This is a genomic window from Hahella sp. NBU794 (genome assembly GCF_050749805.1).
GTDB lineage: Bacteria > Pseudomonadota > Gammaproteobacteria > Pseudomonadales > Oleiphilaceae > Hahella.
In genome coordinates this window covers 3,865,755-3,887,383 of the sequence record NZ_CP192738.1, presented here as the reverse complement: position 1 = coordinate 3,887,383, position 21,629 = coordinate 3,865,755, and the positions used below count along the sequence as shown (strand labels likewise).

Annotated in this window: 7 protein-coding genes; 2 read left to right on the top strand and 5 right to left on the bottom strand. The window is 53.6% G+C overall.

The genetic code is table 11. From position 1 onward, the window contains the following. Window positions 1–98 precede the first annotated feature (98 nt). From ACQYWX_RS17110 to ACQYWX_RS17100, 3 genes are all read right to left on the bottom strand, one after another. Window positions 99–833: a PEP-CTERM sorting domain-containing protein gene (locus ACQYWX_RS17110; protein WP_216740443.1), complete on the bottom strand. Its 735-nt coding sequence runs from the start codon at window positions 831–833 to the stop codon at window positions 99–101. A gap of 440 nt (window positions 834–1,273) precedes the next feature. Further along, window positions 1,274–4,582 (bottom strand): ImpA family metalloprotease, encoded by a 3,309-nt coding sequence (locus tag ACQYWX_RS17105; protein WP_431685690.1) that lies wholly within the window; start codon window positions 4,580–4,582, stop codon window positions 1,274–1,276. Between the two features lie 410 nt (window positions 4,583–4,992). After that, window positions 4,993–5,550, bottom strand: coding sequence for a CAP domain-containing protein (locus ACQYWX_RS17100; protein ID WP_431685689.1), 558 nt, complete (start codon window positions 5,548–5,550; stop codon window positions 4,993–4,995). 261 nt (window positions 5,551–5,811) lie between these two features. Between ACQYWX_RS17100 and ACQYWX_RS17095 the strand changes: the two genes are divergently transcribed. Continuing rightward, complete coding sequence (locus ACQYWX_RS17095) at window positions 5,812–6,645, top strand: MerR family transcriptional regulator (protein ID WP_431685688.1); 834 nt, start codon at window positions 5,812–5,814, stop codon at window positions 6,643–6,645. An 84-nt stretch (window positions 6,646–6,729) separates the two neighbouring features. Here the strand turns inward: ACQYWX_RS17095 and pntB are convergent, their stop codons facing one another. Continuing rightward, complete coding sequence (pntB, locus tag ACQYWX_RS17090) at window positions 6,730–8,106, bottom strand: Re/Si-specific NAD(P)(+) transhydrogenase subunit beta (protein ID WP_431685687.1); 1,377 nt, start codon at window positions 8,104–8,106, stop codon at window positions 6,730–6,732. Between the two features lie 12 nt (window positions 8,107–8,118). Then, complete coding sequence (locus tag ACQYWX_RS17085) at window positions 8,119–9,645, bottom strand: Re/Si-specific NAD(P)(+) transhydrogenase subunit alpha (protein ID WP_431685686.1); 1,527 nt, start codon at window positions 9,643–9,645, stop codon at window positions 8,119–8,121. Between the two features lie 324 nt (window positions 9,646–9,969). Here ACQYWX_RS17085 and ACQYWX_RS17080 point away from each other — a divergent pair, with 324 nt between their 5' ends. Beyond that, window positions 9,970–21,621, top strand: a complete 11,652-nt coding sequence (locus ACQYWX_RS17080) for an Ig-like domain-containing protein (RefSeq protein ID WP_431685685.1) — start codon at window positions 9,970–9,972, stop codon at window positions 21,619–21,621. Window positions 21,622–21,629 lie beyond the last annotated feature (8 nt).

Here is a 21,629-nt window from a genome sequence, read left to right as displayed (position 1 = left end):
GAGGGGTGTAACAAGAGTGTAAAAAAACTCTACACTCTCCGCTGCGCCTTACACCTGTCACCCTGTTCTTATCGACTTATAGTACGAGTTTGCAAAAATCAGGCTTTTTTACGACGGGATAGGCTTAAGCTGACAAGCCCCAATCCCAACATCGCCAGTGTGCCTGGTTCTGGAACGCTCAATCCGCCTTCAATGATATCGTTAGCGCAAGTGGCCGACCAACGGAAGCCAAGTGAAGTAGGTGCGCTGAGGTCAAGACCCAAATCCGCCAGAGTCAGTGTGTACGAAATAACTCCTAGTGTGCCGACGGTGTTGCTGACGCCACTCAAGTCTACGCTTGAGGTTTCTCCGCCTACCAGGGTCGCCTTGGAGGTATTTACTAAGACTTCCTGATTTTTTCGAACGCTGCTGCTGGTTCCGGAGCTAACTAGCTGATCCATATAATCGACCATGGACAGGCTGTAGAGATCGCCCGTTGATGTGTCTAGAGCAAACTCCCACTTCTCGCCATTGGTGATATCGTCGTCTTTATAACGATCTGCTGCATTGCCGAATGGGTGCCAGCCGTCGACGCTGATGAACAGGTCGCCATATTTATGGCCTAGGCTATCAGCGCCTTCGAAGAAGTTTGTGAAGATAGACACATAGAGGTTGTCACTGTCGTGAGTCACTTCCATATGAGTAATTTGGTAGATGTCTGGGTTACCGTAAACGTCGCCGTTGTATGAAAGTCCTGCCCCGTTGTAACCATCGTTAATGGTGACTGCGTGTGCGCTGACTGCGGCTACGCTCAAAGACAGCGCTGTAAGGGCGTGTTTTATTCTTGAGGTCATAACCAACTCCTTTTTTTCTAATTGGGGTAAGTAGGTCTGGGTACATCACCGCTTTCTCACGCATTGGTTGTGCCAAAACCCAATTAACCTTATTTTTCAATGTGACAGGCTGTCATTAGCTAGTCCGTATTACCTAATCCGTAAAATTTACTGACAGTGGGAGGGGCGAGTCTGAGAAAACAGACATACGGAAGCACTTAATAAAAGTCACTTATCCTATTGAAAATAAAGAAATAAAAAGAGGGGGTTAAAATATTTTGGCGCTTTGACATGTCAGTAGAACCGGACAGGAAAAACCAGTTCTTTAAATTTAACCTTGTAAATTTTCTGACGGTTGTGCGCTTTCCCGGACACTTGTTTAGGCGCGCCTGAAATGAAAAGCGGCGCTATGCGCCGCTTTATTAATCACCTGATCTTCGCTAAGGAAGACGAGTAAAGTTTTACAGGCTGGGCCAGGTTTGCACGCCGTCTACGAGAATGCTCGGCTTATCCAGGCCATAACAGAACTGGTCGCCGCCAGACGCATAGTACTTGCGCGGCGCCATGGGCAGACTGAAGGACGCAACCTGGGCTGACGCCTTAGCGCTAAACGGCAACGCCCACATGGACAGGTAATCACGGAAATCAAGGCCTGTCGCGTAGGATACCGCCACTGTCATCCAGTCGTTACTGTTAATGCTTTTTGCTTCATCCAGACTGTATTGGGAGAAGCCCAAATTAGCTTTCGCCGCTGACCAGGCTTCCTCGCTGGCTAACGCCGCGTTGAAGTTGCGGTCGAGTATGTGCAGTCTGGGTAACAGGTTCCATCCGTCATTTAGTTTGCCTTCGCCCTGAGCGGTCATCATCATCTGGATGGTGATGCCGGCGCCGTTGGACCATCCGGTTAACTTCTGGCTCTGCACATAGGCTTGAGGATCGGATTCGCTGACGGAGTCGCGCAGCACATTGAACATGCTTTCAAAGGGCAACGACTGGCAGCTCGGGTTTTTACCGGTATCCAGATAGTAGTGCGACTTCGAATAGTAGGAGTATGGGTTGGTGCTTGCGTGTCCTTCCCAGCCGCTGAAGCGGAAACGACCGCGCTCCAGACCATGACCTAGCTCGTGAATGTCGCCGTGTCCAATCGGGCTGAACTCCCAATAGGCGTCATAAGGGTTGCCTGAGCAGCCATAACCACAGGTGGCCTGATCCGCATTCATGTGCTTCACGATATCGATATGCTCGATTTCCAGGCTGTGCGCCGCCGCGAAGTCATGTATCTCCGCCACTACGTCAATGCCAGGTCCTTTGAAGCCCGCCAGGATGTGCGGGAAGTTATGGATGTAGCGCATGGTTCCCGCCGCCAAAGCTGCGCCGGTTTTCCAGTTTTCGTCCTGCATGGACTTACGCATTTTATCCAGCTTTGAGTGTACTTCGAAGCCTGGCGTGACGAGTTCCGCCCAATCGTAGTCGCCCTGAGCCAAGGCCTGTTCAAAGCTGGCGTTGTCTTCTTCGCCGTTCCAGAAGGGATGCTCACCCACATTCTCGAATCGGAAAGAAACGTTCTTGCCGTTGCTCCCAAATTCAATTTGCACCGGGCCTCCGTAGGTGGAGGTGAAGGTAATGCTCTCGCCGGATTTTATATTGAACTTCGGCGTCTGCAGGAATTTCGGACGGGTATAGCCGTTCTTCTCAAACTGATGGGTGGCGCCGGAACGCTGTGTGTTGACAAAGATGGACGTGGCCACGTCGGCGCTGTCCAGGCGAGTCACCTTGACCGTGTGGCCAGGCAGAGCGTAAACGCCGGCGGCGCGGAAATAGCGCTTGCTTTCCATGTCTATGGTCTTGCTGACGGTTGAGACATGATCGAAGTTGCTGCGGCTGAAATTGCCCATATCCTTTTGTGCGGGATTCAGCGCGCGGTAGTTGTAGACCGAGTAGTCCGCGTACAGCGATTTCAGGAACGCATTATCTTCCGTCGTAATTTTGTCCATAGGATAGGTGGCGCTGGCGCGGTAGTGGTCGCCCAATAGCGCGAGCAACTTCTGATAGCGCTTACCTTCGTTGGCGAAAATATCCGTCTTACTCTTGTCCAGATTGGACATGATGCTGCGCACTTCATCCGCGCCTTCGAAGAAACCGGCATTCAGGCCGCTGACGGCGGAGCAGTTCTCGCCATCACAGGCGGACCAGTCGAAAGCGTAGTCCTCGTTTTCAAAGTGAGTCAGCATGGTTTTAACTTGTGTGACGCTCTCCGGAATCTTGCCCATGTCGTCGATGGAGTCATAACCGCTTAGATAGAGCCTTTTCCAGTAGTTGTCTTCCTGGTAGGACACGTTAAACAGCGTGAAAAGATTACCTCCCAAGCTGGTCAAATTGCCGTCCCAGTGTAGATACAGCACTGGCGTTCCTTTCGCCATGGCGGCGGCTACCGTCGCAGTGACGGCGTCAACGTCCGCTTCCTCGCTTTTTTGGGAAATGATCAGTAAGTCCGGATTTGTATTGAGGCAGTCCGCCAGCTTGGAGCCATCGCAATCTCCCTGCGCGTTATAGCTGACGTTTTCGCCATAGCGCTGGTCCAGCCACTTGCGCACGCCGGTGGCGTCATGAAACCAGTAGCTTTCATCCATTTGCGCCATGACCAGCTTAAGCGGCTGTGCGTCGAAATTATTTCTACCAGTCAGCCAGACGATCGCGTTTTGCATAAATTGGTGCATTTGCTCATTGGCTCCGCCGCGTTCGCGCATAGGGTTGCCGCCGAGGACCATATAGCGCGCATCGTCTTCGCCGATAACGCCAAAGCCGCGGTTATAAACCGTTTTGCCTTCATTGGCCGCATTGGATATCAGAATGGCTTCGTTTTCGCCAAACATGGCGCTTATCTGCGCGGCGTCGTGAGTAGGGTCCCAATCAATGGCGGTGAGACTGTCGCCTTTGGCGGTTCCATCGGTATTCAGCTGGAACAGATCAATGCGGGCTTGATTGTAGCGGGTGCGGTTGGCTTCAATTGTGCGCAACGCGGCGGACGCCAGATCACGGCTGTTTTCGACGACCAGTGCGTCGCCGGTACGAATGGCCTGTTCCACGGGATTGAAGGCGACTTCCAGATCAAACTTCAAATCGGCGCTTTTTTCTCCGTCAGATACGCGGATGACAATGCCTTTCGCCATGCCCAGGTCATCTGCGCTGGGAGAGCCCGTAACTTTGCCGGTGTTAGTGTTGATGCTCATCCAGGATGGACCGTTCACTAACTGAAATGTAAGGGTGTCGCTGTCTATATCGTTAACAGTGGGGGTGAAGCTGAAGGGCTCGCCTTCTTTGGCTAATGGGCTGGGCGTCCCGGAAATAGTGGGAGGCTGGTTGGCGTCGCTGCCTGAGCTATCGTCGTCTGAGTCGTCGCTACCTGTGTCGTCGTCACTGCCCGCACCGTCTCCACTGGAGCTATCGTCAGATGCGTCGTCTCCATCGTCGGTATCGTCGCCGCCAGTGCTTCCATCAACAGAGTCTCCGCCGCTGGAGTCGCCGCCCGTCGTGCTGTCTCCATCAGACCCGCCGTCGCTGGCGTCACCGCTGCTGTTGGAGTCGTCGCTATTAGTGTCGCCGTTTCCGGTATCGCTTCCGCCGGAGGTTGTTCCGTCGACAACTTCAGATCCGTTATCGCCGCCTTTATTCTTGTCGCCGGATTTGGCGTCGTCGTCTGACCCACAGCCGGTCAAAGCGATGGCGCTTGCCAGGAGTATTGATCCGGCTAAAGGATGAAACCGCAACATCTTAGTTCCTCACATTTCAACATTGGCGTTGGTTAAAAAACCCGCAATATTACGCTGAGGTAGAAACGCGGGCTATAAGCGGCGTGACAACAATTATAAAATGTGAAGTCCCGCCAATTTATATGTAATTGTTTGTATACTTATGTGTTATTGAATTGCTGATTTTAAATCAAACTTAACAAACGAGCCGTAAACGAATGATATTGAGGCGATATTAAAAATATCGCATTTAAAAACAGATAATTAGAGAGATATAAATAGAGAGTTGAAGAGGATAAAACATATCCATTGGAGGATCATTCAGCCAAAAACATTAAATTAATTTAGTTCTTTTGGCCTAATTAAAATTGTATTTTGCCGAAAAACTATTTCGTTATGAATTTAATGTGACAGTGTTGGCGTAATGGGTGTTATCTATGCCCGAAATCCGTTGTCCAATAGCTAGGATAGTCTGCGCCGGAGGCGTCGATTCTGGCGGCTCCCATTTCCGTGTAGTTCTTGCTCATGATGTTGGCGCAGTGTCCGGGACTGTCCAGCCAGCCTTGCATAACTTGGGAGACTGAGCCGTAACCCGCCGCGATATTTTCTCCGACAACCTGATAGAAATAGCCTTGATACTTCACCCGCGCGCCGACGCCGAGGCCGTTGGAGCCGATGTGGTCGAAGAAGTTGTTGTCCGCCATGTCGCGGCTGTGGGCGTTGGCGGCGGCGGCAAGTTTGCAATTCCAGGTCAGCGCGGGAGCATCGCCATACTCTTTATCGCCGCAGGTGCGCGTTTGTGCGCGGATCTGGTTATGCGCTTTGAGCAACTGCTTGTCCAACTCCGTCATTTGGCAGTCAGCAGGGGAGGTGTCGTCGTCGCCGTTGTCCGTCACGTTATCGCCGCCAGCTCCTCCTGAGCCGCCGCAACCTGCAAGGAACAGGGCGCCAGTCAGCAGCATCATGTGGGCGATGTATTTTAATTGCATTCAAAACTCCTCTCGACATAATACGTTTGCTTCTACGGACGGAGAGACGGAAGTCCTTTGCTCTATGAATCAATAAAATAAAACATCTACTTAAAGCTATCATTAAGCCAAATAGGGTGTTTTATTAGTGCTTTGGGATGAGTTCTGTTTGGTATATAAAAGTTGATGATGGATTTGTTCTTTCTGGGCCACGCTTGACCTTACCCTTGGGGGAAGCTTCAAGCTGAGGGTGAGCATTCATTGACGGAGTTGAGGAATAGCATGCTGACGATAGGGCAGATGGCCCGTCTATTCGATGTATCCACCAAAACCTTGCGCTATTACGAGAGCGCTGGCGTGTTTCATCCAGCGGTATATGGTCGTGAAAATGGATATCGCTATTATGCGCCGTCGCAAATCGACGAACTGCAACGCATTTTATGGCTGCGCGATATGGGCGTGCCGTTGGAAAGCATTCGCAGTCTCAAGGAGCAGGGGGCGTTGAGCGATGAACATGTATTACGCAACAAGCTGTGTAGACACGCCACCGGGCTGGAGCGGGAAATCGAAGATAAACGCAAGCTTCTCAATGAATTGCTGATTTACCTGAAGCAACCCATTATGGAGAACAATAGTATGAATTCGACACAAGGCGCTGCAGTAAAACCGCTAGTCAAAGAGCTTCCCGCATTCACCCTTATTGGTATGGAGTATCGCAGCAGCGATATTCGGGATTCCATTCCCATGCTGTGGGGCCGATATCTCCCCCGAGAGGATGAAATCCGCGGCCGGGTTAATTACGAAGCGTCTTATGGTCTGTGCCTGCCGTTGGAAGATGGCGAGTTCCGCTATATCGCAGGCGTCGAGGTGGAGGCGGGGAGTCCGGTTCCCCAAGGCATGGTGTCCGTTGAGGTGGCGGCGGCGCGTTACGCCGTTTTGACTCACACCGGACCGGTTGCGGGGCTCAACGCCACCTTTCGCAAAGCCTGCTCCCGAGACTTGCCGGAAAGCAATCTGGAAAGAATCGAAGGCCCTGACTTTGAACTTTACGACAGACGATTCACAGGCCCTGACAGCCCGGACTCGCAAGTGGATATCTATCTGACTATCGCGTAAATGACGTGATGTATTTCTAGAATCCCTGGCATCGGATCAGCTCAACAGGCGCTTAACGGCGAACCTGTTGAGCTGAGTGCATTATCAAATCGCTTTTAGAATAGCGTCGACGCTGGCTTTGGCGTCGCCGAACAACATAAAGGCGTTATCGCGGAAGAACAGCGGATTCTGAACGCCGGCGTAGCCTGCGTTCATACTGCGTTTGAATACGATGACGTTTTTCGCTTTCCATACTTCCAACACCGGCATGCCCGCCAGCGGACTTCCTGGATTTTCCGACGCGGCGGGGTTCACCGTGTCATTGGCGCCGATCACCAGGACGGTGTCCGTTTCCGGGAAATCCTGGTTAATTTCATCCATGCCCAGGACGATGTCATAAGGGACTTTCGCCTCCGCCAGCAGTACGTTCATATGTCCGGGAAGACGGCCCGCCACAGGATGAATGCCGAAACGCACTTCCACGCCATGCTCACGCAACTTTTGGGTGATTTCATAGATAGGATGCTGCGCCTGCGCCACCGCCATACCGTATCCGGGAGTGATGATCACAGAGTGCGAGCCTTTCAGCATGTCCGCCACGCCTTCCGCATTAATCTCCTGAGGATCGCCATACTCCGCATCAGCGTCTTCAGGCGCGGGATCATTACCGAAACCGCCCGCGATGACGCTGATAAAGGAGCGGTTCATCGCCTTACACATGATGTAGGAGAGAATCGCCCCTGAAGAGCCCACCAGGGCCCCGGTAATGATCAACAGGTCGTTGGACAGCATGAAACCCGCCGCCGCAGCCGCCCATCCAGAGTAGGAGTTGAGCATGGAGATGACGACAGGCATGTCCGCGCCGCCGATGGATGACACCAAGTGCCAGCCGATAAACAGAGCGATCAATGTCATCAGAAGCAGACTGAATCCGCTGCCGCCGGCTTTGACGAAATACAGCATGAGCAAGAAGGAAACGACGCCCGCGCCCAGGTTGAGCTTATGGCGATGGGGCAGCATGAGGGCTTTGGAGCTGATCGAGCCGCGTAACTTGCCGAAAGCGACAATCGAGCCGGTAAAAGTGACGGCGCCGATAAAGACCCCAAGGAAGATCTCCGTCAGATGAATGCTCAACAGCGCGCCGCTCAGCGGACCATGTTCCAGGTAACTGTTGTAGCCGACCAGCACGGCGGCGAGCCCGACGAAGCTGTGCAGGATCGCCACCAGTTCAGGCATCTGCGTCATTTCCACCTTTAAGGCGACTTTAACGCCAATCACGGCGCCGACGGCCATGGCGAGAATGATCAACCAGACGGTGGACACCTGTGGACTGGCGATAGTGGCCAGCAACGCCAGCGCCATACCAATGACGCCGTAGAGGTTGCCGGTTTTTGCGGTCTCCTGCTTGCTGAGACCCGCCAGACTGAGAATGAACAGCACGGCGGAAATGATATAGGAGGCGGTGATTACACTGTATGACATGAGTCGCTTCTCCTATTTCCGAAACATTTTCAGCATGCGTTGGGTGACGACAAATCCCCCGACGATATTGATAGTCGCAATCAGCGTTGCTGCGGCGGCCAAAAAGGTCACTAACAGGCTGTCGCTGCTGATCTGCAGTAACGCGCCGACGACGATAATGCCGCTGATGGCGTTAGTGACGCTCATCAATGGCGTGTGCAACGCATGAGTGACGCTCCAGACGACGTGGTAACCCACGATGCAGGCGAGTACGAAAACCGTAAAGTGAGACAGAAACTCCGAGGGCGCCGCGCTGGCGAGCCACATCAACGCCAGGGCTCCGGCAGCCTGCAAGCCATGTTTGAGGGGAGTCGACATCGGCTGCGACTTGGGCGGAGGCGGCGCGGCGGCCGCCTTTGGCTGTTGCGGCGCGGCGCTGACTTTAATCGGAGGTGGCGGCCAGGTTATCTCGCCGTCTTTCACGACGGTGACGCCGCGAATGACTTCGTCATCAAAGTTGATGTCGACGGCGCCGTCTTTGTTTTTGCACAGCAGCTTCATCAAATTGACCAGATTGTTGCTGTACAACAGACTGGCCTGGGTGGGCAAGCGTGAGGGGAGGTCGACGTAGCCGACGATTTTGACTTCATGAATCTCCGCCATCTCGCCAGGCTGGGTGAGCTCGCAGTTGCCGCCATTGGGCGCCGCCAGATCGACGATCACGCTGCCGGGGCGCATGGCTTTTACCATCTCCTCTGTGATCAGTTTGGGCGCCGGTTTACCGGGAATCATGGCGGTGGTGATAATGATATCTACATCCTTCGCCTGTTCCAGGAACAGCTTCATTTCCGCTTCGATAAAGGCCTTGCTCATCACTTTGGCGTAGCCATCGCCGCTGGAGCTTTCCTCTTCAATATCCACCTCAAGGAATTCAGCGCCCATGCTCTGGATTTGCTCTTTCACCTCGGGACGGGTATCAAAGGCGCGCACAATCGCGCCGAGGCTGCCCGCCGTGCCAATCGCCGCCAGCCCGGCGACGCCGGCTCCTATGACCAGGATCTTGGCGGGTTGCACCTTGCCTGCGGCGGTGATTTGTCCGGTGAAAAAACGTCCGAAGTGGTGAGAGGCTTCCACCACCGCCCTGTATCCGGCGATGTTGGCCATTGAACTTAACGCGTCCATGGACTGGGCGCGGGAGATGCGGGGAACGGAATCCATCGCCAGGACAGTGACGTTCCGTTGCGCCAGTTTCTGCAGTAACTCCTCATGCTGGGAGGGCCAGATAAACCCGATCAGCGTCGCCCCGGATTTCAGCAGTTCGACTTCTTCGTCATTGGGTTCGTTTACCCTGAGAACGATATCCGCTCCCCAGGCTTCTTCTCTTGAAACGATCTTGGCGCCGACTTCTTCATACATCCCGTCGCCGAAACTGGACAGCCAGCCGGCGTCGGCCTCAACCGCCACCGAAAACCCCAGTTTGATCAACTCCTCAACTGATTTGGGCGTCGCCGCCACACGCTTTTCATGAGGTCTACTCTCTTTGGGTATGCCTATTTGCATCGTCTTCCTCACTTTGTTGTTATTTCAATCCTTAGGCTGGATAACTCACAAGTGGCTATGGGTTAACCATAAGTCGTTCATTGTATACCCTTATTTTGGGATTGATGAGCGAATCTTGGGCTACATAAATTTCCCTGGAGCGCTGCAGCTGTCGCAAGCTATTCACTAACCCAATCGGATTATATTTTGTGAAAAGTTAAAAAAAGTTTAATCAGAGACTATTTAAGTCGTTTTATATCCGTATAATCGCGCCGTCGCTCGGTTTGCCCCCTAGACAGGGCGTTGCGAACCGCCCCACGATCAGGATGTAATCAGGATAGTTAAATGACTAAGTATGTCGCCTCCTTTCTCTCGACCGTAATTCTCGGTCTGTTCAGCTTTCAGGTTTCCGCCAAAGATTTTGGACCCGCACAGCGCTATAACGCTCTGGTGTTCGACGAGTTCTGGGCGTTGTCTTCCGATGTGGAAGGTCGTCTCGCTGCTGGCGGCAGCATCACTCTAAATAACTACAGTGTGGGCGATAAGCTGAATGCGTCTGAAGCAGGCGACGTATTGATTGCCGGGGGCGATATCAAGTTTCCCAGTGGACGTGTTTACTATGGCAATGTGATTGCCGGCGGCTCCGTGAAAGAGATCGGCGACGCCGTGCGACATGGCATGGCCAAAGGCGCCAAGATCAAGGGCGGAGCGACGCCTTCCGTCGACTTTCCAAGTGCGCAGGCCTATTTAGAGCAGCTGTCGCAAGATCTATCCAAGTTGAAAGCCAATGGCAAGGTGGAGTCCAAGTGGGGCGGGCTTTATCTGACGGCGGCGTGCGACAGTAATCTGCAAGTCTTCCAGCTCTCCGGCGCACAAGTGTTTCCGGCGCATACCTTTGAAGTGGACCTTTCCTGCGCGCCAGCCGACGCCACTTATATCTTCAATATTGATGGCCAACAAACCGGTATGTCCGGAATGAGCCTGCAGTCTTTGGCGAACGTCGCCGATAAAGTGGTTTTTAACTTCTATGAAGCCTATGTGGTGGAGTTGGAGTCTATTGGCGTGGAAGGCTCCGTACTAGCGCCGAAGGCGGAAGTGGTTAACCCCCAGGGCGTACTTCGCGGCCATCTGTTCGCCAAGGCCTGGTATGGGGAGATGCAGATCAACTGGGTTCCTTTTACGGGGCTCCTGCCTGAGTCCACTCCCTCCAAGCCGGAGCAATGCCAGCTTTATCCCATCACATTTGATTATGGCTCGCTGCCCTCCAGAGTTGGAGAAACCGTGATCCTGTATCCCGGTATGGATCAAGGGAATTTCAGCTGGCTGTCCTGGACTGGCGGCGTCAAGCAGAGCGATCTGGTGAACTCTCTCACCTCCGCTAATGCCGATACCTATATCAATCCACTGGACGCGCAGGACCGCGTCCTGAACCGCATGGACTGGATCAGCGCCGTGCCTGGCGTGAAGAACAGCAAGGCCGTACGCACCGCCATGGATGGATTGCTGAATAAAGAGATTATCGTACCGGTATGGGGCGACCTGCAGGGTGGCGGCGCTAACCGTATTTATCAGGCGGCGGCATTCGCCAAAATAGCGATCACGGGATACAAGCTCAACGGTAAAGGCTATCTCACGTTCAAGTATCTGGGCGAGGAGAACTGTGGGGAAGCGACGGTTGAACCACCGGTTGCACAGGACCAGGACGTCAGCACGAAAGAAGATCAATCGATTGATTTTACACTGAAGGCGACCGGAGAAATCTCCGGCGAAGCGGAGTTTGTTATCACCCAGGCCCCGCAACACGGGACTATCTCGCAACAGGGTGACGCGATTACCTATACCCCGAATGCAGATTTCCACGGGCAGGACAGTTTGCGTTTCAAATTGGTCGACGGTGACATTGAATCCAATGAAGCCACCGTCAGCATTTCTGTCGTTCCAGTGAATGATGCGCCTTCCGCCAACGATCAGGCGCTGACGGTTGCGGAAGATCAGAGTCTGGCGATTATCCTGACAGCACAGGACAACGATGCAGATACGCTGACTTTCACCTTGGTGAGCCAACCTGTTAATGGCGTTCTAACGGGTGATGCGCCAACACTGACTTATACGCCTAAAGCCAACTTCCATGGCGACGACGCCTTTATCTTTACCGTCAGCGACGGCCAGGGCCAGTCTGAACAGGCTACAATTTCTATCACCGTCACCCCCGTTAACGATCTTCCGGTCGCTCAATCACTCGAACTGACGCTGGATGAAGACGCCTTTATCGATGTGACCTTGCAAGGCGCTGACATTGACAGCGACAGCCTGACGTTCTCCGTACTTGAAGATCCGGCCCACGGAACGCTGAGCGGCGAAACGCCTACGCTGCGCTATATGCCAAGCGCAAATTTCAATGGCGTTGATTCCTTTACATACCGAGTTAACGATGGCTTGGCTGACTCAGCCGTGGCCACGGTGACGTTGACAGTACGCCCTGTGAGTGACGCCCCAGTGCTGACTGGCGAGCCGCTCACTGTTACGCCGGAAGGTTTAGTATACGCTTATACAGCGAACGCTACTGATCCAGATGGCGACGCCTTGGCGTTTCACCTGGATCAAGCCCCGCAAGGCATGACCATCGATACCTCCAGCGGCCAGATCAGCTGGACGCCGCCGCAAGATTACGTGCAATCCGTTAAAGAGCTGAACAGCCAGTGTTACGTCACCCATATCGGCGACGTCAGTACGGACAGTAATGGTTCAACCACCAGCGCCCAAGTTAATCATCCCGATCTTCGCCTGGGCTCCATAGCGCTGGAAGCAGGGGCGGACCATGTGTATCAAGTTAGCGTAGCGTTATCGAATCGTGGCTTGGCGGACGTCAGCGCGCCGGTGGATGTGTCTCTTTATGTAGGCGCGCCGGATAACGGCGATCTATTGGGAACGCAGCGTCTGACCCATCTGGCCAGCGGAGAAACCGCTCGTCTCAGTCTGGGCGTGTACGACTACCTGCTGACTGACGATATTTATGTGACCATGGCGGTCAGCCAAGTGGTGGAAGAGTGCGACATTCGCAATAACCAAGCGCGCGCCGCACTGGTTTCGTTGCGCGTATCCGATGCCAGCGACCTTTCAGACACGCGCCTGTTCGCCATCAACGTAGAAGACCGCAATGCCGATCCTGTCATTACTAGCGAAACGGAGTTGCAACATCAGGCCGGTCAGACGCTCAACTTCCAAGTTAAAACCACCGATGCAGACATCGGCGACGCTCACCACTTTACATTGGTGTCCGGCCCTGAAGGCCTGAGCATTGATCCTCGCACCGGCCGCTTGATCGCCAATATTGGCGACCTGGCTGCTGGCGATTATCAGATCGTCGTGCAAGTAGAAGACCTGCGCGGCGCTAAGACCCAACAGACGCTGACTTTGTCCATTGCTGAGAACTTGCCGCCGCAGATTGTGAGTGCGCCGGTATTAACCGCCAGTACGACACTGCAGTACGCCTATGATGTAGAGGCGACAGACCCTAATGAAGGCGACAAACTAACTTATACCTTAGTGAATCAGCCGGCAGGCATGAGCATTCAGCCCAAGTCCGGTCTTATTACCTGGCTTGGCGATGAGCGCTACGTGGATAACCGCGCGGACGATAATGGTTACTGCGCAGCAGACCCACAAGACTTGCGAACGCTTGATCCGGTTATCAAGTGGTCCTGGCCACTGGACGGCGAGTCCATACCCCATGACGAATATAACCAAGTCATGCATACCCCACTTGCTGTACCACTCTATGACACAAATGGCGATGGCAAGCTGAATGATAAAGACGACATCGCCATTATTTTCCAGTCTTTCAGGAGATCTGGTTACCAAAACGCGGGATTCCTACGCGCCATTTGGGCCAAAGACGGGACGCATATCTGGACGTCCGAGTCCGTCAGGCCTTACCCACTAAGATCAATGGCCGCGGCGGATTTGGATGGCGATGGGACGACGGAAATTGTCATCATAGACATCACGGAAAAGCTGAGTGTCGTCTCTCATGAAGGCAAGCTGGAATGGCAGGCGAATACATTGGAGCAAGCTCAGTGGGGCGGACCTTCCATCGCGGATCTCGACCAAGACGGTTCGCCGGATATTATCCTGGGGCGTGCGTTGTACGATAACCAAGGCAATCTCAAATGGCTTGGTAAAGCGCCCTTTGGCGCTAACCCGCAGGGGATGAACGGCAGCGGTCCACTAACTTATGTGGCGGATATCGATCTGGATGGCGATATGGAACTGATCGCCGGCCCTACCATCTATGACCACACTGGCAGACGTATTATCACCAACGGTGAGGGAACATCCGCGTTAGGAAACTTCGATAGCGATGATTTCCCTGAAATCGTCAACGTTTATGACGGCTATCTCTCTCTGTATAACCATGATGGCAGTGTCATCTGGAAAGATAAGAAAATTGAGGGCGGCGGACGCGGCGGCCCGCCTGTGGTGGCGGATTTGGATGGCGACGGCGTGCCTGAAATCGGCGTCGCCGGCAAGACCCGCTACGGGGTCTACAACGCCAAAGGCGACGTTGTCTGGAGCCAGCCTACCCGGGACCAGTCCTCTGGCGTAACCGCGTCTTCCGCTTTTGACTTCAATGATGACGGACGCATGGAGATTGTGTACGGGGATGAGTATTACTTGCGCGTCTATGACGGCGTCAGTGGCGATGTCATCTACGAAATTGAGAATGTCAGTGTGACTGCACACGAATATCCAGTCATTGCGGATATTGATCACGATGATCACGCGGAAATTATTGCCGTCAGCAATAGCTTCTTTGATGTGACCAACAAAGGGTTGCATGTCATTGAAGACGCCACGGATTCATGGGTGGGAACGCGCAGCATCTGGAACCAGCATGCGTACAACGTTAATAACATCAATAATGATCTAAGCGTTCCTGTGCATCCCACAAAAAGCTGGTTGGATCATAACAGCTTCAGGGCCAATGTATTTCCAGATCAGCCCGGCGTAGGCCAGGCGGATTTGACGGTATACGGATTGCGACTGGATGGCGGCGCTATCTCTGTGACGGTCAAAAACCGTGGCCGCAAACCCGTAAATACCGCTTTCAATGTTAACCTGTACCACCTTGCGCCTGGCGGCGACAAAGAGCTGCTTGGTTCGCAGTCTATTGCAAAATTAAGCGCCAGCGAGGCGCTGAACATGAACTTCCCAGCGAACATAGACGGATTAACCGGCGATTTGTTGGCGGAAGTCATTACGGACGGAAGCTTTCCTGAGTGTTTGACTAACAATAATCGAGTGTACGCGGCGATTATTCGGGCGTCTGTGTCGGATGAAGCTGGCTTGTCCGACTCCCAGGTCTACGCACTGTCTTTGCAGAAAGAGAACTCTGCTCCTGCGATTGTCAGCGCCACCATTATTGAGGCGACGGCCGGGGTCTACACGGATATGCAGGTCAGTGTCCAGGACGTGGACAGCGGCGATAGCCATACCTTTGAATTGATTGATCCGCCAGGTAATGTGTCGATTGGGCGCTATTCAGGCTTGCTGAAAGTTAAGAATCCAATAGAAGGCAGCTACTTTTTCCGAGTCCGCGCCACCGATTTATCCGGCGCCAAGGCTGAACAGGTTGTCTCCCTGGTTGTCTCCAGTCCCGATAACCTGGCGCCCGAGTTTACCTCTACACCAGTCACATCCGCCAAACATGGTTTCAAATACGAGTATCAAGCTCAGGCGGTTGATCCAGAAGGCGATGAGGTGATTTACGTTTTAAGCCGGAAACAGGACGGCATGACCATCGATAGTCATACTGGTTTGGTGCAATGGACGCCCGAAGAACGGCACATTGGCGTAAAGTCAGCGGAAATCAGCGCGATCGATGCAAAGGGCGCGGTGCGTAAGCAGTATTTTGTAATTGATGTTAACTGGGGCTATCTACTCAACCACGCGCCTCGCATTGTGTCCTCGCCGAACGGCTCTGTATATGTTGGCCAGCAATATGAATATCAGGTTGTTGTCGATGATGCAGACTCAGATACCGAGTTCGATTATCGCCTGTTAGCTTCCGAAGAGGGCATGACTATCTCCGACACAGGGCTATTCACGTGGCGTCCTTCTGCGGAGTGGGCCGGTAAGACCGCGCGAGCCGAGATTGAAGTACATGATCGTAGGGGCGGTTACGCAACGCAGAGCCTGAACTTGCCTGTCAACCAAGGGGCGAATCACGCGCCGGCGATTACCAGTGCGCCCCCTTTGAGCGCGGCGGCCAACGATAGTTATGTCTATGTTATTAGAGTGGTGGACCAAGATGGCGATGCGGTTTCTCTGAGCTTGAGTCAGTCGCCTAATGGCATGACTCTGGCTGATGGCGTGATTACTTGGACGCCCTCTCTGGCGCAGGTCGGTCAGGCGCATGAGGTCATTCTGAGGGCTGAAGACGCCCGAGGAGCGGCCTTTGTGCAGACGTTTGGGGTGGTTGTGAACGACCCCTTGGCGCCGAATACTGCGCCGGTCATTTATAGCATTCCCAATTCTCCCGCTCGCATTGGCGTGGAATATATTTACGAGGTAACCGCTCGCGATGCGGATGGCGATACGCTGATTTATCAGTTGGAAAATGCGCCAGCCGGCATGACGATTAATGAGTTGGGAGCTATTCGCTGGACGGCCTCAGCAGAGCAGCAAGGCCAATACCAGATCACGGTGATCGTTAGCGATAGCCGGGCGCGTGCTGTGCAGCGCTTCACATTGCAGGCGGTTGCGGCGAATGATGCGAATGCGTATCCCGTTATCGTCAGTCGTCCCTTCGATCAGGCGTCGGTTGACCGGGAATACAGCTATCAGATTCAGGCGACGGACGCGGATGGCGATACCCTTTCATATGGCTTAATGTCCGGGCCTGTCGGCATGTCTGTCGCCGCCGACGGCGCGCTGCGCTGGACGCCGGGCGCTGATCAGGTTGGCATCCAGGACGTGGTTGTCTATGCGGAAGATGGCGCCGGACGTTCACTGCAGAGCTATAGCATTAACGTCACTCAGAAAGTTAAGCCCCTGACGGCGACGGTCGTTGTCTCCCCCGAATTCGTTAATCCTGGCGATACCCTTTCCATCAACGTGTTTGTGGATGGCGGTCAAAGCGCACCAACTATCGCTTTGTGGCTGGATGGGGTGGAGACGTCGATGGGCGATTTCGGTCAAGTGATCGTTAACGCAGAGACCATTGGCGTACATACCATCGAAGTTGGCGTGACGGATGGTGTGGATACGGTGATTGAAACCGCGCGCTTCGCGGTCCGCGACGCCGCTGACGAGAACGCGCCCCTGGTGAGTTTAAGCGCGCCTACTCTGGATGCGACCATCACTGCGCCGACGGAGGTGATTGGCTCAGTGCAGGATGCGAATCTGGCGCTTTATAAAGTCATGCTTTCGCCACGAGGACAGCAGGCCTGGCAAGTGATTGCTCAAGGCGGTGAAAATGTAAGCGAGGCCAAAATCGCCACCTTTGATCCCACGTTGCTGCTTAACGGTCAGTACGATGTTGTGCTGTACGCTGAAGATGTAAACGGCTTGAGCGCAACCGCCAATACAGTGATCGCTGTAGAGGGCGACCTGAAGGTCGGCAACTTCTCTATCACTCTGGAAGACCTGAATATTCCTGTGGCGGGCATGCCTGTTCGGGTGACGCGCACCTACGACAGCCGTCGTCGCTCTGAGGCGCTGGACTTTGGTTATGGCTGGAGTTTGGGCTATCAGGATGTGAAGATTGAGGAATCGCGCACTCTGGGCGGCCTCTGGGCGTTAAATCAATACAAGCGCGGTCCATTCAGTCTGATTCTCGACTTCTGCGTTGAGCCGCTGGGCGCGCCGACGGTGACGGTGACGCTGCCGGACGGCGATGTCGAGCGCTTTGAAGTCTCCGCTTCTCCTCGCTGCAATACCTATACGGCAATGGAAGATGTTGAGCTGGCGTTTAAGCCGGTTGGCGATACGGCGTCCACGTTGGAGGCGTTGGATGATGCCTCTGGCCGCTATGTGAATGGCAAGCTGGTGGATAATGACACATTTTCCCGTGCGCTTGACCCCAGCCGCTACCTGCTAACCACTCAGGCCGGCTACAAATATTACCTGAAGCAAGGCGTTGGCATAGAAAAAGTGGTCGACCCCAATGGCCACACCCTGACTTACACCAACGATGGGATCTTCCATTCCAGTGGCAAGGCGGTGCGTTTTACTCGTGATAGCCAAGGTCGCATTGTCAGCATGACCGATCCTAATGGAAACGAGCTGACTTATTCCTATGACTTCAACGGTGATCTGGAAGCCAGCACCGACCCCATGGCGGCGCAGACCAGCTATACCTACAACCGCTCTCACGGTTTGCTGGATATCATTGATCCGCTGGGCCGTACGATAGTCAAAAACATCTATGACGATGCAGGTCGTCTGATGGCGCAGGAAGACTCCGAAGGCAACCGTACTGAGTTTGACCATGATATCGAAGGACGTCAGTCCGTCGTGACGGATCGTAACGGCAATACGACCTTCCTGTATTACGATGATCACGGCAATGTCACCTCCAAGGTCGACGCGGAAGGCCATACCTGGTCCTATGCCTACGACGATCATGGCAATCAGTTGACTGAGACGAATCCTCTCGGTTATGTCAGTTCCGCGACATTCGATGAGCGCAACAATCAACTGACGCAAACGGACGCATTGGGCAATACGGCTTCGTTCACCTACAACAAACGGGGACAGGAACTCACGATTACCGATGCGAGCGGGGACGCCTTTACTAATGTCTACGACTCTATCGGTAACATGTTGTCGGTCACGGACCCGCTGGGGAATGTCGCTGAAAATACACTGAATCGTGACGGCCTGGTGGAGAAGAGCAAAGATGCCCTGGGGAATGAAACCCAGTACACCTATGACAAAGACGGCAATAAGTTAACCGAGGTTAATGCGCTGGAGCAGCGCACCATTTACACCTATGACGACAACGGCAATGTCCTGTCGGAAACCCGCAAGCGTACGGTGGATGGCGTCAAGGTCGATGAAACCACTCGTTACGTCTACGACGCGCGTAACCGGGTTATCGAGACCCAGTATGCTGACGGCTCCAGCACGCAAACCGAGTATGATCTTACGGGCAACCAAATCGTCACCATCGATGCGCAGGGGCGTCGTACGGAATACGAGTATGACGTCTATGGCCGTCTGTTGGCGACGACTTATCCAGATGGAACCTCGGAAAGCAAAACCTACGACGTGGAAGGCAATGTCCTGACGGAAACCGATCGTCTGGGGCGGGTCACTGGCTTTACCTACGACAAACAGAATCGCGTTGTTCGTACTGAGCTGGCGGACGGCTCATTCACCAGCGTGACCTATGACGCAGCCGGACAGGTTGAGTCCGAGACGGACGCCAAAGGTAACGTCACTCACTACGAATATGACGCGGCAGGTCGTCGCACCGCCGTGATCAACGCGCTGAATCAGCGCCATAGCTTCGTCTACGACGCGGACGGCAACCTGATCAGTGAAACGGATGCGAACGGTCACACGACGACGTATGAGTACAACATCTTGGATCAACGGGTTAAAACCCTGTTCCATGACGGCTCAAGCCTGCAGGAAACCTTCGATGCTTTGGATCGTCGCCTGAGCAGTATCGATCAAGCCGGTCGAGTGACTCAGTACGGTTACGACAAATTGGGCCGTTTGATTGCGGTGACAGATGCGCTGAATAACGTCACTTCATTCACCTATGATCAGGCCGGCAATAAGCTGACACAGACCGACGCCGCACAGGGACGTGTCAGTGCCGAGGGAGGACAGGAATCCGGATCGGCCGCGGAAGGTCGTACGACGCGCTGGACCTATGACACCATGGGTCGTGTGCTGACGCGAACGCTACCGATGGGACAGATGGAGTCCTTCAGCTATGACGTCGCGGGCAGGTTGCTTAGTCATACGGACTTTAATGGTCAGGCGACTGCCTATACCTACGATGTGAATGATCAGGTGAGCCGCATCGACTACGCAGATGGCGAGGTCGAAACCTTTACCTATAACGCCATGGGCGCTCGTCTCACTGCGACGAATTCTTTGGGAACGACCAGTTATCAATACGACGCATTGAACCGATTGGTGGAAGAGACTCAGCCGACTGGCGCGGTGCTTAGCTACAGCTATGACAAGGCGGGCAATAAAACCTCCGCCATTGTCACCCATCAGGGTAAAGCGGAAACGACCACATACCTGTACGATGCGTTAAACCGTCTGAGCAAAGTAATCGATCCTCAGGGCGGCGAGACTCTGTACGCCTACGATGCGGTGGGCAACCGTGAGAGCGTGACGCAAGCCAACGGGCAAACCACCGCCTATGTCTACGACGCTCTGAACCGACTGACGCGTCAGACCACGACGGATGCGGCGGGTAATGTCATCGCCGACTACCGTTACACCCTGCACAGCACGGGGAGACGGGAGCAAATTGAAGAGTTGCATAACGGCCGGGTGTCGACCTATACCTATGACGCTCTGTATCGCCTGACGCATGACGTCATCAGCGATCCGGTCAATGGTGACTACAGCGCGGAATACCGTTTCGACAACGTTGGCAACCGTACCTACAACATCATCGACGGCGTGCACACCGCCTACAGCTACGATGACAATGACCGCCTGACGCAACAGGGCGGCGTCACCTACGCCTATGACGCCAACGGCAATACGCTGACGGAAACCGAAGACGGTCTGGTCACGGCTCGTTACACCTACAGCGCGAAGAACAAACTCCTCGCGGTAACAAAAGCGGGCGAGACCACCAGCTTTGGCTATAACCCGGACGGCATTCGCACCCGGAAAGCGGGAAGCGGCGCAACCACCGACTTTATCGTCGACCAGAACCGCGACTACGCTCAAGTACTGCAAGAAGTCGTCAACGGCGCCAAGCAAGTCAGCTACGTCTACGGCGATGACCTGCTAAGCCAGGCAAGAGCCGGCGACGTCAGCTACTATGTCTACGACGGCCAAGGCTCCGTCCGCTCTTTAACAAACCAGACCGGCGTCCAAACCGACAGCTACCACTACGACGCCTTCGGCATCCTGCTGCACAGCGAAGGAGACACCCCGAACAGCTACCTGTACACCGGAGAGCAGTACGATGCATCGCTGGATCAGTACTACCTAAGGGCAAGGTATTACGACCAGAACCAGGGGCGGTTTACGCAGATGGATACGTGGATGGGAGTTAACTCCGACCCAATTACGTTGCATAAGTATCTTTATGCTAATGCTGACTCGGTAAACAACATTGACCCTTCGGGCAAGTTCTCGATAGGGCAACTGATGGCAGGTGTTCAGGCAACAGGAAGATTAGCAGCCATGGCTGTGGTCCGTATAAGGTCACTAGCGTCTGCTGCAATGAGTAGTGGTGGTACCGCGTCTGGAGCTGCAAATATCCTGGCCCGCTCTTATAAGTTTTTAAGAGGCATAGCTAAAAAGTGTAAACCTGGCAAAGCAGACAAGGGTAATATATGTACATATGCTGTTGGATATGTGAAAGCGGAGGCTAAGGTAGAGTTTTTGTTAGCTAGTACACCTTCAAAATGGACTAAGAAAAATAGAATATCAACTATTGTTGGTGCATTTGATATGAAAACGACTAAAGCGTCAGCGGCATTTAATTTAGGGAAGAGAGCTATGCCCAGCAATGTTAATCAAAAATTGAAAGGGAAAGTTGAAAATTTAGGGGTGACGCTAGGTTGTGCAGATGAAGATATATACGGAACTTCTATGAAGTTTGGAAATTGTGCGGAATTTCATGCAGCTAACCAACTGCTAAACGGAGGGGCGAAAGCTAAAAGGATCCGTTGGACATTGGCTTATTACATAAATGATAGAACTGGGACTTATACCAAAAGAGGCGGGGTGAAACCGTATTGCCCAAATTGCGTTGGTATGTTTAATCTTAAGAATGTAAAGTGATTTTGAGA